The following is a 13,397-nucleotide window of genomic DNA, read 5'->3' as shown; positions in this document are numbered from 1 at the left end:
GCGCCGCCGAGGCCGTGGCCGCTCCGGCCGCTTCCGCCGCCTCGGCCGCGCCGGCGGCCGCCGCGCCCGACCCCGCCGAGGCCGCGCCGCCCGCCCGCAAGACCGCCGCGCGCGGCCGCCGCACCCGCAAGACGGCCGAGGCCTGAGGGGCGCCATGCCGCCAGGCAGTGCGTCCGCGCCCGCCTTGCAGTTCATCCTGCGCGCCGCGAGCGAAGCCGATGTGCCATTCCTGCTGGCGCTGCGGCGCCAGACCATGGACCGGCACCTGGCCCGCAGCGGCCGGCCCGCCGACGACGCGGCGCACCTGGCCCGCATCCTCTACCAGTGGGAGCACGCCCGCATCGTGCTGGTCGGCGGCGAGCCGGCAGGGCTGCTGAAGGCTTATCGCGGCGCATCGGCCTGGCACGTGGTGCAGATCCAGGTCGCGCCAGCATGGCAGGGGCAAGGGCTGGGGGCGTGCCTGCTGCGCGAGGTGCTGGCCCAGGCCGACGCGGCCGGCCTGCCGACGCGGCTCGAAGTCCTCAAGACGAATCCCGCGCGCAGGCTGTACGAACGCCTGGGTTTTCGCATCGTGGCCGATGCCGGCGATGATCAATACCAAATGGAGCGTCCCGCGCGGCCGCCCGGCGCTTGGTAAACTGGTAGCCTCGATGCACTGAAGCAGCGTCCCATGAACGACACCCAAATCGTCGCGCGCGACTGGCGCGCCGCCTGGCGGGCCCAGGCGCAGTCTCGCCAACTGGTGGCCGTGGGCCTGGCGGCGGCCACGCTGGCCGTGCTGTGGCTGCTCGCCACGGGCCTGTATCACGGCCTGACCGGGGTCGAGCGCAACTACATCGGCTATGCCTTCCTGGGCGGCACGGCGGGCTTCGCGGCCACGGCGGCCGGCGCGCTGGCCGCCATCTTCCTGCGCACCATCCATGCCCGCACCCAGGACACCATGCTGGGGTTCGCGGCCGGCATGATGCTGGCGGCCAGCGCGTTTTCGCTGATCCTGCCGGGGCTGGACGCGGCCCAGGGGCTGGTGGGGGAAGGGCCGGCGGCGGCCGGCGTGGTGGTGCTGGGGCTGGCGCTGGGAGTGCTGCTGATGCTGGGGCTGGACGCCTTCACGCCGCACGAGCATGACAGCACCGGCCCGTGCGGGCCCGACGCCGAGCGCGTCAACCGGGTGTGGCTGTTCGTGCTGGCCATCACCTTGCACAACCTGCCCGAGGGCATGGCCATCGGGGTGGGGTTCGCCAATGGCGACATGCAGGTCGGCATTCCGCTGGCTTCCGCCATTTCCATCCAGGATATTCCCGAGGGCCTGGCGGTGGCCATGGCGTTGCGCGCCACCGGCCTGTCGCCCTTGCGCGCGGCGCTGGTGGCGGCCGCCTCGGGCCTGATGGAACCGCTCGGCGCGCTGGTCGGCCTGGGCATGTCCAGCGGCCTGGCGCTCGCGTATCCGATCAGCCTGGGGCTGGCGGCGGGCGCCATGATTTTCGTGGTGTCGCACGAAGTCATTCCGGAGACGCACCGCAACGGCCACCAGACGCCCGCCACCGTCGGCCTGATGGCGGGGTTCGGCGTGATGATGTTCCTGGATACGGCGCTGGGCTAGGCGCTTCGTTCGGCGGTTGCCGCCGGCCGGGTGCCGGCGGCCTTGGAGTTGATTGTCGTGATTGCCTTGATCGAGGCCCACCGGGCCGGCTTGTTGCAACGCCAGTACTGGCTGCCCAACATCATCTCGGGCGTGATCGTCGGCGTGGTCGCGCTGCCGCTGGCCATGGCTTTCGCCATCGCGTCCGGCGTCAAGCCGGAGCAGGGCCTGTATACCGCCATCGTGGCGGGGCTGGCGGTCGCGGTGTTCGGGGGCAGCCGCCTGCAGATCGCCGGCCCGACCGGCGCGTTCATCGTCATCCTGGCCGGCGTGGTCGCCGAGCACGGCGTGGCCGGCCTGCAGCTCGCCACCCTGATGGCCGGCGTGATCCTGCTGCTGCTGGGCGTCGGCCGCATGGGCGCCGTGATCAAGTTCATCCCGGCGCCGGTGATCGTCGGCTTCACCGCCGGCATCGGCGTCATCATCTGGGTGGGCCAGTGGAAGGACTTCTTCGGGCTGCCCGGCGTGAGCGCCACCCACTTCCACGAGAAGCTCTGGCAATTGCTGCAGGCCTTGCCGCACCTGCATCCGGCCACCACCGCGCTTGCCGTCCTGAGCCTGGCCCTGCTGGTGCTGTCGGCCCGCGTCCCCTACCTGCGGCGCGTTCCCGGCCCGCTGGTGGCGCTGGTGGCCGCGACGGCGCTGCAGGCGGCCTGCCAGTTCGAGGGCGTGGCCACCATCGGCTCGGCGTTCGGCGGCGTGCCGCAGGGGCTGCCCACCTGGCAGTGGCCCGAACTGAGCCTGGCCCGCATGATCGAGCTGATCGGCCCGGCATTCGCCATCGCCATGCTGGGCGCCATCGAGTCGCTGCTGTCGGCCGTGGTGGCCGACGGCATGGCCGGCACGCGCCACGACTCCAACCAGGAACTGATCGGGCAGGGCATCGCCAATATCGCGGCGCCGCTGTTCGGCGGCATCGCCGCCACCGGGGCCATCGCCCGCACCGCCACCAATATCCGCAACGGCGGTTCCAGTCCGCTGGCCGGCATCGTGCACGCCGTGACGCTGGTGGCCATCGTAGTGCTGCTGGCGCCCCTGGCCGAGCACGTGCCGTTGGCGGCGCTGGCGGCGATCCTGTTCGTGGTGGCCTGGAACATGAGCGACGTGCGGCATTTCGCCAAGATGCTGCGCCGGGCGCCGCGCGCCGACGTGGTGATCCTGCTGGTGACGTTCTGCCTGACCGTCTTCGCCGACCTGGTGGTGGCCGTGAACATCGGCGTGATCCTGGCCACGCTGCATTTCCTGCGGCGCATGGCGGCCAGCGTCGGCGTGCAGCAGGTCGAGGGCGACGAGCTGCGCCGCGAGCTGGCCGGCAGCGGCGTGGCGGACCTGCCCGAGGGGGTGCTGGTCTATACCGTCGAGGGGCCGCTGTTCTTCGCCGCGGTCGAGAATTTCGAGCACGCCCTGGCGTGCACCCACAGCGACCCGCGCCTGCTGGTGATTCGGCTGCGGCGCGTGCCGTTTGTCGATGTGACCGGGCTGCAGATGCTGGAGGACGTCATCGTGCGGCTGCAGCGGCGCGGGGTGCGGGTGGTGCTGGTGGAGGCCAATGCCCGGGTGCGGGGCAAGTTGAGCAAGGCGCGCATCACTGATCTGATTGGCGCCGATGCGATGTTCGACACCCTGGGACAGGCACTGGCGGCCTGCCTCGCGGCGCCGGACCAGGCGATGCCCGCCAACGCCGCAAGGCCCTAGGCGGACCCTAGGCGCGGCGGCGAGCCGCGCCTTCATCGTTCGAATAATTCGATGTTTTTTGCTGATAATTCGAAGTTAAGCAGTTAAGCGCCACGGTAGCATGCCTGGATATCTCATAATTCCAAGGAGAAGACATGGTATTGCGACGCTGCCGGCGCTGGGCCGGCGTCCTGGCGCTGGCCTGCGCGGCCGCCTCCACGCAGGCCTGGGCCGGGCGCGAGGACGACACGCTGGTGGTGGCTTTCCAGCGCGAAGTGGTGAACCTGGACTACCTCTACACCACGTCGCAGGAACACGTGATCCTGTCGGACCTGACCGACGACCGCCTGTTCGATGTCGACACCAAGACCAACGAGATTTCGCCCATGCTGGCGACTTCGTACAAATACGTCGACGACACGACCATCGATGTGACGCTGCGCGAGGGCGTGCATTTCCATAGCGGAGCGCCGTTCTCGGCCGACGACGTGGTCTACACCTATAACTGGGTGCTGTCGCCCGACAGCGGTACGCGGGCATCGGGCACGGTGAGCCGCTGGCTCAAGAGCGTGGAAAAACTCGGTCCCCTGCAGGTCAGGTTCCACCTGAAGGCTGTGTATCCGCTGGCGCTGCGCGACATGGCGCGGCGGATCCCGATCCGCCGCAACGGCGCTTACGAGGTCGACGGCAAGAATGATCGCGGCGCCCAGGCCCTCCATCCGGACGGGCTGGGCCCGTACCGTGTCGAGTCGTTCCAGCCGGGCCAGAAGGTGGTGTTGGCGCGCTTCGACGACTATTACGCCGGCAGCCCCAAGGGGCGGGCCGCCATCGGCCGTATCGTGGCGCGCACCATCCCCGATTGGGGCACGCAGCAGGCCGAATTGATGAGCGGCGGAGTGGACTGGGCCTACGACATGCCACTGGATGTGGCCCAGAGCATGGCGGCTACCGGCCGCGCCGTGAGCAAGGCCGGCCCCAGCCTGCGGGTCAGCTTCGTGGTACTGGATGCGTCGGGCGTGACGGGGCCGAATCCGCTGGCCGACGTGAAGGTGCGACGCGCGCTGAATTACGCCGTGAATCGCCAGGCCATCGCGGAATTCCTGATCGGCGGCGTGGCAGAGCCGTTGTATACGGCCTGCCATCCGACCCAGTTCGGCTGCTCGCAGGATGTGCCGCGTTATCCCTACGACCTGGCCAAGGCCAAGGCCCTGCTGGCCGAGGCGCATTACAAGCAGGACCAGCCGCTGGACCTGTGGGCCTACCGCGACCGCGCCGTGGCCGAGGCCGTGGCGGCAGATCTGTCGGCGGCCGGCGTGAATGTCAAGCTGCGCTACGGTCAGTTGGCCTCGCTGGACCGCGCCCGCGCCGCGGGCAAGATCCGCGCCTATATCGGCTCATGGGCCAACGGCGGCACCGCCGACACGGCCATGATCGCACGGGTGCATTTCGGCGACACCGACCGCAACTTGTCGCGCAACCCCGAGGTCATGCGCCTGGTGACCGACGCCGAGCGCACCAACGACAGCGCCCGCCGCGCCGATCTGTACCACCAGGCGCTGCAGATCATCGCCGATCAGGCCTACTGGATTCCGCTGTACACGTACTCGGTCAATTACCTGATGTCGCCGGACCTGGAGTTTCCCATTCCGCCCGACGGCCTGCCGCGCCTGTACGAGGCGCGCTGGAAGCAGCCCTAGCGGCGCCGCCCGGCGCGCCTTTTCCCTGGTCTACGGAGATCACCCATGTTGCGCTTTGCGCTAAGACGCCTGGGCCTGGCGGTGCTGGTGGCGCTGACAGTGTCCTTTGCCACCTTCGTGCTGTTGAATATAGCCACCGATCCGGCCCAGGCCATCGCGGGCGAGAATGCCGAGCCCGAATTGGTCGAGCAGATCCGCCACGAGTACGGCTTCGACCGGCCGTTCATGGAACGCTACGGCAGTTGGCTGTCGCACGCCGTGCGCGGCGATTTCGGCAGGAGCTACTACTGGCACGACTCGGTCAGCCAACTGGTGGCCAAGCATGCGCCGCCCACCATCCGCCTGGCGCTGATGGCGGTGGTGGTCACGGTATTGCTGGCCATCCCGCTAGGGGTGGCGGCGGCGCTGAGGCCCAATTCCGCGCTGGACCGCTTTTCGTTGGGCGTCGCCGTGTCGGCACAGGCCATTCCCAATTTCTGGCTGGGCCTGGTGCTGGTAATTCTGTTCAGCGTGATGATCCCGGTATTTCCGGTATCGGGCGACGGTACCTGGCTGCACTACGTGCTGCCGGCCCTGGTGCTGGGCACCAGCTCGGTGCCGGCGGTGATGCGGCTGACGCGCGCCGGCCTGATCGAAGTGATGGGCTCCGACTATGTGCGCACGGCGCGCGCCAAGGGCTATCGCGGCGTGTCGCTGCTGCTGCGGCATGCCATGCGCAATGCCATGCTGCCCATCGTCAGCGTGCTGGCCGTGCAGTTGGGACAGAAGTTCGGCGGCTCGGTGATCGTGGAATCGATCTTCGCCATCAACGGGCTGGGGCGCCTGACGCTGCAGTCGATCCTGGGCAGCGACATTCCGACCGTGCAGATGCTTATCTTCATCTTTGCGCTGGTCTTCATCGTGATGAACTTCCTGGCGGACGTGCTCAATGCGCTGCTCGATCCGCGGATCCGCATGGGGTAGGCGCGTGAACCAAGAAAAGACCTTGATGGCGGGCATCGCGCCGACGGCGCCGCACGATGCGGAGCCAGACCTGGACGCGCAGCGCCGGCAGGCGTTCTGGCGACGCGTGCGCGCACACCGCGGCTTGCAGGCGGGCGCGCTGATTGTGCTGGCGCTGCTGGCGATCGCCGTGTTCGCGCCCTGGCTGGCGCCGCATGACCCGTATGCGCAGTCGCTGGCGCATCGGCTGGTGCCGCCGGTATGGGCGCCGGGCGGTTCATGGGATTACGTGTTCGGCACCGACCAGGTCGGCCGCGACTATCTCAGCCGGCTGATCTATGGCGCGCGCATTTCGCTGATCGTGGGCTTCGGCGCGGCCTGCGTGGGGTGTCTGATCGGCGTGACGCTGGGCATCTGCGCCGGCTATTTCGGCGGACGCACCGATTCGCTGGTGAGCTTCCTGCTGACCTGCCAGCTGGCATTGCCCGGGCTGCTGCTGGCCATGGCGCTGGTGTTCATCATCGGCCCCTCGCTGTGGGTGGTGATAGGCATCATCGGCGGCCTGCACTGGACATACTACCTGGTGGTCACGCGCACCAGCACGATGCGCCTGCGGCAGCTCGATTTCGTGGCGGCGGCCAAGGCCGTGGGCAGCGACCGCCGCCAGATCCTGTTCCATGAAATCCTGCCCAACCTGCTCAACCAGATCATCGTGGTGTTTACCTTCGAGGTGGGCATCGCGGTGCTGGCCGAGGCGGCGCTGTCGTTCCTGGGGGTTGGCATCCAGCCGCCCACGCCATCGTGGGGACTGATGATCGCCGAAGGCAAGATGGCCATCTTCCATCGGCCGTGGCTGGTGGTGCTGCCGGGCATCGCGCTGTTTCTGCTGGTGATCGGCGCCAACCTGCTGGGCGACGGCCTGCGCGACGTCACGTCGCCGGACAAGCGCAATTAGCCGGCTGCCATACACAGGAAAAAGCATGTCTACCAATTCGTTATTGCAGATCGACGGTCTGGACGTCACCCTGCCCACGCCGGGCGGCCCCCTGCACGCGGTACGCGGCATGAGCCTGACGCTGGCGCGCGGCGAGGCCCTGGGCATCGTCGGCGAATCGGGCTCGGGTAAATCGATGACCGCGCTGGCATTGATGCGCTTGCTGCCGCCCGGCGCCCGGCTGCGCGCCCGCGCCATGCGCTACCAGGGCGAAGACCTGGCCGCGCTGCCCGACGCGCAATTCGCCGCCAGCGTGGCGGGGCGCCGGATCGCAATGATTTTCCAGGAGCCGATGACCTCGCTGAACCCGGTTTATACGATCGGGCGGCAGATGACTGAGCTGATGATCCGCGACGGGGCCAGCGCGGCCCAGGCGCGCGAGCGCGCGCTATACCTGCTGGACCGCGTCAAGGTGCCCGACCCGGCGCAGCGCCTGCGCAGCTATCCGCACCAGTTGTCGGGCGGCCAGCGCCAGCGCGTGATGATCGCCATGGCCCTGATGACCGGGCCGGAGCTGCTGATCGCCGACGAGCCTACCACCGCCCTGGACGTGACCGTGCAGGCGCAGATACTCGACCTGCTGGCCGAGCTGCGGCAGGAATTCGGCATGGCCATGATCCTGATCACCCATGACTTGGCCGTGGTGGCGAACGCGGTGGACCGCGTGATGGTGATGTACGGCGGCCAGCCGCTGGAACTGGGCGCGACCCGTACCGTGCTGAGCGCGCCTCGCCACCCGTACACGCACGGCTTGCTGGGCTGCGCGCCGGGCACCGGCCCGCGCGGCGCGCGCCTGAGCGCCATTCCGGGCATCGTGCCGTCGCTGATCGGGCCGCAGGCCGGTTGCGTGTTCGCGCCACGCTGCGCCAGCGCCACCGCGGCATGCCGGGCCGCCGATATCGCGGCGACGCCGCGCGCCGCGGATGGCTGGTTCCGCTGCCTGCATCCGCAGGGGCAAGAGGCGGAGGAGGGGCGGCGTCAGACACCCTTCGGGGATCAGACACCTGGAATTTATACGGCGGCGTCCGTTGGGTGTCAGACACCCGCGGGGTGTCTGACACCGGCGGCAGAAACCACCAGATGTCCGGCGCCGCTTTCCGATGCCGAAGTCTCCGCCGAAGATCTTGGCTCCGAATGCGTGCTGGTGGCCCGCAACATCGTGCGCACCTTCACCTTGCGCAAGGGTCTGTTCGCCAAGCCGTATACCGTGCGCGCGGTCGATGATGCCTCGCTGACAGTGCGGTGCGGCGAGACGCTGGCTGTGGTGGGGGAGTCCGGCTCCGGCAAGAGCACCCTGGCCCGCATCCTGCTGGGCCTGGACGAGCCGGACCAGGGCCGCATCACCCTGGGCGGCAAGGCCGTGGGCGCGCTGGCGCCGCTGGCGCGCGCGCGGCTGGTGCAGCCGGTATTTCAGGATCCGTATTCCTCGCTGAATCCCCGGCGCCCGGTGGGCGACATCGTGGCCCGGCCGCTGGCGCTGCACGGCGCGGTGCCGGCGGCAGAGCGGCGCGCGCAGGTCGCACGCATGCTGGATCGGGTCGGCCTGCCGCAGCGCGTGATCAACAGTTTTCCCGGGCAACTGTCTGGCGGCCAGCGCCAGCGCGTGGCGATCGCCCGCGCGCTGATCTTGCGGCCGCAATTGCTGCTGTGCGACGAACCGACCTCGGCCCTCGATGTGTCGGTGCAGGCGCAAATACTCAATCTACTGCAGGACCTGCAAGAGGAGTTCGGATTGTCCATGTTGTTTATTACCCACGACATCGGGGTCGTGCGCCAGATCGCCGACCGGGTCGTCGTCATGCGCGGCGGCCGCATTGTCGAGGCGGGGCCCGCGGCGACGGTGCTGGAGCGGCCCTCGCACGAGTACACGGCCCTGCTGCTGGCTTCGGTGCCTTCGCTGCAACGCGCATTCGCGGAGGCCGCAGCATGAGCCGCGCCGCAGTACTGCCCGCTTCCGTGGCGGACTTGTTTTCCACCGAACAGACCTGGCAGACCTGGCTGGATATCGAAGCCGCGCTGGCGCTGTCGCAGGCCAGCCTGGGCCTGATCCCGGCACAGCACGCGCAGCGCATCGCCGCGCATGCCTCGCTGCAGCACCTGGACCTGCCGGCGCTGCGCGCCGACATCCAGCGCACCATGGCTCCCGTCCTGTCGGTGGTGCACGCGCTGGCGCACGCCTGCGGCGACGAGGCCGGCGGCTATGTGCACTGGGGCGGCACCACGCAGAACATCATTCTGGGCGGGCGAGTGCTGCAGATGCGGCGGGTGCATGCGCTGTTGCTAACGCGCATCGGCAACGCGCTGGCCACGCTGGCCACGCTGGCCGAGGATGGCGCCGACGCCGTAATGGCCGGCCGCACCAACCGCAAGCATGCGCTGCCCATCACCTTCGGCTTCAAGGTGGCCAGTTGGATCGAAGAGCTGGCGCGCTGCGTCGAGCGGTTGCGCCAAGTCGAGCCGCGCGCCTTCTCTCTGGTGTTCGGCGGGGCCATTGGCGCGATGCACACCTTCGGGCCGGACGGCATGAGGCTGGCCGGCGCGATCGCCGGCCGCCTGGGCCTGGCCAGCCCGCTGGTGCATTCGCGGGCCATGCTGGACCCGTTCTGCGAATATGTGCTGGTGCTGGCCTTGTTCGCCATGGCCTGCTCGCGCATCGGCAATGAGCTCTACACGCTGATGGCCGACGAAATCGGCGAGGTTGCCGAGGTGCTGCCCGAGGGCGTGGTGGGCAGCAGCACCATGCCGCATAAAGATAACCCCAAGCACGTGGTCGGCCTGATCGCGCGGGCGGCGAAGCTGCGGGCGCTGGCGGCGCCGGCGCTGGAGGCCGGCCAGCCCAGCCATGAGGGCGATTCGGCCACCAACCAGCAGGTATACGGCCTCATCGACGAAGCCTGCCCACTGGCCTACGACCTGGCCGTGCGTCTGGATGAGCTGCTGCCGCTGGTGCGCTTCGACGCGGCGCGCATGCGCGAGAACCTGGCGCGCTCGGCCGATGTGATTGCGTCCGAACGCCTGATGATGGTCTTGGCGGCCACGCTGGGTCGCCAGCATGCGCATGATCGCGTGCACGCGGCCATTCGCGAAGCGCGCCGGCGCGGCTGCGCGTTGGCCGATGTGCTGGCGGGCCAGCCTGACATCGCCGCGCACCATACGCGCGAGCAGATCGTGGATGCGCTGGAGCCGGCCCGATACACCGGCAATAGCCGGGACATCGCCTTGCGCGCGGCGGCGCTGGCGCGCAGCCTGGCGGCCGGGTTGGCGCCGGCCGCGGCTCAGGCGGCGCCGCTGGCCTGATCGCCGGGCTTGAGCAGGCGGAAGCTGGGCGCTGCCTCGGCGTCTTCGCGGCACAGGCGGCGCACATAGCCGCGCAGGCAGTCGACGAACAGGTCGGCCAGGGGCGGCCGGCCGGAGGTCGGGAAAATGCACGCATACGTCACCCAGCGCTCGGGCTCTATGGGGCGGAACACGACGCTGTCGCCGGGCAGCAAGCGGGCGCAGGTACGATCCATGATCGATACGCCGTTGCCGTCGCGGACCAGTTGCTGCACCATCAGCGTGGAGGTGGTTTCGATCGCCATGCGCGGCTTGGCGCCCGCGGTGGCGTAGATTTCGTCCAGGCGGCGACGCCACAGCTGGTGGGGCTGCAGCGACACGATCGGCTGGTCGAGCAGGTCTTCGGCGCGGATGGCGTCGCGCGCCGCCAGCGGATGATGGCGTGGCAGCAGGGCTTCGATGCGCACCTGCAGCACGGGCTCGACCTGTAGTTCGACGATGGCGTTGGTGATGGGCAGGGAGATCAGCCCCAGGTTGTAGCGGCGCCGCGCCACCTTGTTCTCGATTTCGAAGCGGCCTTCGATGTGGATGCGGCAGTCGAAATCGGGTTCCTGGCGCCGCATGTCGCTGATGGTGGGCGACACCAGGCAGGTGCCCAGCGGCACCGAGGTGACCAGGGTGAACTTCTCGCGGTTCTTGCCGCGGATGTCCTCGGCGATGCGCGGGATCTCGTCCACGCCCATCAGGATCTGTTCGGCTTCCTGGAAGAACAGCTCGCCTTCGGGCGTCAGCAGCAGGCGCCGGCGCGCGCGCGTGAAAAGTTTCAGGCGGATCTCGTCTTCCAGCAGGGCGATCAGGCGGCTGGCCGCCGACTGGCTGAGATGCAGGCGTTCGGCGGCCGAGGCCAGCGAACCGTGCAGCACGATCAGGCGGAACAGGCGCAGGGATTTCAGGTTCATGATGTGAGCCCGCCAGCGGGCAACGATTGCATTATTTCGAAGATGTGATTGCTTAATTCGAATAATCGGTCCGGTCAACGGCGATAGGATGCCAGAAGACGAACGATGGTTCCATCAAAAGAACAGCGGCACGTTCCGCACAGGAGACAGACTTGAAGCGATTGTTCATCACGGCCGTGGCCGCGCTGGCCGCCGCCGGTTCCGCGCGCGCCGAGCTGGCCGCGGGCGCGGGCGACTATGAATTCCGCAATGCCGACACGGGCCTGCCCGTGCAGGTGTACTACTTCAAGCCCGACGGCTACAACGCCGACACACCGGTGGTGGTGTTGTTGCACGGCATCAAGCGCAACGCCCGGGAGTACCGCGACGGCTGGGTCGATATCGCGCGCCAGCGCAAGCTGATGGTGCTGGCGCCGTTGTTCACCCGCGAGGCCTACCGTGGCGCCAACGGCTACAACCTGGGCAATGTCTTCCATGCGGTGTCGCATGCCGAGGCCACCGGCAAGGCCAGGCCCGCCGGACTCAACCCGCCGCGGCAGTGGAGCTTTGCGGTGCCCGATGCGGTGTTCGCCGATTTCGTCCGGCGCGAAGGCAGCGGGCAGGCCGGCTATACCCTGTACGGTCACGGCGCCGGCGCGCAGTTCTCCCATCGCTATGCGCTGTTCCGCCCGCACAGCAAGGCTTGCCGCATCATCGCCGCCAACTCGGGCTGGTACACCTATCCGGATCGCGAGGTCGAATGGCCCTACGGCATACGCGATGTGCCGGGCGTGACCGATGCGCAGGTCAGTGCCTTTCTCGGCGCGCCGCTGCTGCTGATGCTGGGCGAGGACGATATACGCCGCCATGGTGGCGTGATGCGTGACACCGCCGGCGCGCAGGCGCAAGGGCCCGACCGCCGGACGCGCGGCGAGCGCTTCTATGCGCAGGCGCGGCAGCTCGCGCAGCAGCGCGGCGCGCCATTCGCCTGGCAGTTGCAGCATGTGCCCGATGCCGGCCACAGCAACGACCAGATGGCCGCTGCGGCGGCCGCCCGCGTCACGGGCTGCCCCGCGCGCTAGCCCCGGTTCCTGATTTTTCATTGCCGACGCGGCCCCGCCGGGGTCGCCGCCAGGCTGCGCTCGCGCGGCCACGACCCGCTTTTTTAACGGAGGAGCAAATCATGAGAAGAACCGCGAACATCAACATCATCCTGGCGCTGGCGCTTGCCACCGCCGGACTGGCTGGCGCGGCACAGGCCGAAAGCAGCATTACGCTGTACGGACTGGTCGACCTCGGCTACATGAACGACCATGACGATGCCAAGGGCACGTCGCAGGGCATCGACAGCGGCAACGAGTCCGGGTCGCGCTGGGGCATCAAGGGCGAGGAAGACCTGGGCAACGGCCTGAAGGCCGTTTTCCAGCTCGAAGGGGGCTTCAACGCCGATAACGGCACGTACGCCCAATCGGGCCGGTTGTTCGGCCGCTGGGCCTACGTGGGCCTGCAGAGCGCCACGCTGGGCGAGCTGCGGCTGGGCCGCCAGTGGGTGCTGGGCCGCGAATGGGGCGGCGTGGCCACCCCGTTCTCGATCGCCTGGTCGCGCTCGGGTCTGGGCACTACCTTCGGCTACAACGACGGTGATTTCGGCGCCAGCGGCATCGCCGACAACATGGTGATGTGGCGTTCGCCCAAGGTGCACGGCTTCGAGGCCGCGCTGGGCTACAGTTTCGCAGTGGATGGCGACCAGGAGTTCGGCACCGGCAACAACGACCGCATGCTGACCGCGGGGGTGCGCTACGGCAAAGGACCGCTGCGCCTGGCGTTGACCTACGAGCACTTGTATGCCGACCAGCGGCGGGTCAGCGGCCGCGCCAATCCGGCCGGCGACGCCAGCAACTGGCAATTGGGCGGTTCGTATGATTTCGAGGTGGTGCGCGTGTACGCCGGGGCAGGGCGCATCAGCGACGCCAACAAAGGCCCGGCCAAGGACCTGGACAAGGATTACGCCTGGACCGCGGGCGTGCGCGTGCCGGTCGGGCCGGGCGCGCTGCTGGCGTCATGGCAGCAGACCACCGATTCGAAGATCAAGGCGTATGCGGTCGGCTACCAGTACGACTTGTCGAAACGCACCGATCTGTATGCCTTCTACAACCACAGCGAGACGCGCGACCTGGACACCGATGAAGATAACGGCCGGCGCCAGATCAGCGTGGGGATCCGGCATCGCTTCTAGC

General features: G+C 68.7%; 11 protein-coding genes. 10 read left to right on the top strand and 1 reads right to left on the bottom strand.

The window, feature by feature from the left end; genetic code table 11:
* Positions 1-154 precede the first annotated feature (154 nt).
* The 8 genes from CAL24_RS10035 to CAL24_RS10000 all read left to right on the top strand — a co-directional run bounded on the left by CAL24_RS10035 (position 155) and on the right by CAL24_RS10000 (position 10,243).
* Positions 155-637 (top strand): GNAT family N-acetyltransferase, encoded by a 483-nt coding sequence (locus CAL24_RS10035; RefSeq protein WP_038853139.1) that lies wholly within the window; start codon positions 155-157, stop codon positions 635-637.
* A gap of 33 nt (positions 638-670) precedes the next feature.
* The gene (locus tag CAL24_RS10030; protein WP_038853138.1) at positions 671-1,600 is read left to right on the top strand and encodes a ZIP family metal transporter; all 930 of its coding nucleotides are present in this window, start codon (positions 671-673) and stop codon (positions 1,598-1,600) included.
* A gap of 57 nt (positions 1,601-1,657) precedes the next feature.
* Positions 1,658-3,334, top strand: a complete 1,677-nt coding sequence (locus tag CAL24_RS10025) for a SulP family inorganic anion transporter (protein WP_170947062.1) — start codon at positions 1,658-1,660, stop codon at positions 3,332-3,334.
* Between the two features lie 134 nt (positions 3,335-3,468).
* The gene (locus CAL24_RS10020; protein WP_094806610.1) at positions 3,469-5,010 is read left to right on the top strand and encodes an ABC transporter substrate-binding protein; all 1,542 of its coding nucleotides are present in this window, start codon (positions 3,469-3,471) and stop codon (positions 5,008-5,010) included.
* 45 nt (positions 5,011-5,055) lie between these two features.
* Entirely contained in the window at positions 5,056-5,973 is a 918-nt protein-coding gene (locus tag CAL24_RS10015) for an ABC transporter permease (RefSeq protein ID WP_094806609.1), read from the top strand.
* A 4-nt stretch (positions 5,974-5,977) separates the two neighbouring features.
* Positions 5,978-6,907: an ABC transporter permease gene (locus CAL24_RS10010; protein ID WP_249278522.1), complete on the top strand. Its 930-nt coding sequence runs from the start codon at positions 5,978-5,980 to the stop codon at positions 6,905-6,907.
* A 25-nt stretch (positions 6,908-6,932) separates the two neighbouring features.
* Positions 6,933-8,876, top strand: a complete 1,944-nt coding sequence (locus CAL24_RS10005) for an ABC transporter ATP-binding protein (RefSeq protein WP_094806608.1) — start codon at positions 6,933-6,935, stop codon at positions 8,874-8,876.
* Positions 8,873-10,243, top strand: a complete 1,371-nt coding sequence (locus CAL24_RS10000; protein WP_094806607.1) for a lyase family protein — start codon at positions 8,873-8,875, stop codon at positions 10,241-10,243. Before CAL24_RS10005 ends, CAL24_RS10000 begins: the two co-directional genes overlap by 4 nt.
* On the opposite strand, the gene CAL24_RS09995 is transcribed toward CAL24_RS10000, so the two are convergent.
* A complete protein-coding gene (locus CAL24_RS09995; protein ID WP_094806606.1) occupies positions 10,222-11,181 on the bottom strand; it encodes a LysR family transcriptional regulator in 960 nt (319 codons plus the stop codon). The two genes, CAL24_RS10000 and CAL24_RS09995, sit on opposite strands and share 22 nt — an antisense overlap.
* Positions 11,182-11,333: 152 nt before the next feature.
* On the opposite strand from CAL24_RS09995, the gene CAL24_RS09990 reads away from it, so the two are divergent.
* Both CAL24_RS09990 and CAL24_RS09985 read left to right on the top strand, forming a co-directional pair.
* Positions 11,334-12,242, top strand: coding sequence for a hypothetical protein (locus tag CAL24_RS09990; RefSeq protein ID WP_094806605.1), 909 nt, complete (start codon positions 11,334-11,336; stop codon positions 12,240-12,242).
* Between the two features lie 101 nt (positions 12,243-12,343).
* A complete protein-coding gene (locus tag CAL24_RS09985) occupies positions 12,344-13,396 on the top strand; it encodes a porin (protein WP_094806604.1) in 1,053 nt (350 codons plus the stop codon).
* Position 13,397: the final 1 nt, after the last annotated feature.

Source organism: Bordetella genomosp. 2, from assembly GCF_002261345.1.
GTDB lineage: Bacteria > Pseudomonadota > Gammaproteobacteria > Burkholderiales > Burkholderiaceae_B > Bordetella_A.
Note: the sequence above shows the minus strand (reverse complement) of the source record. Positions and strands in the feature narration are given on the sequence as shown.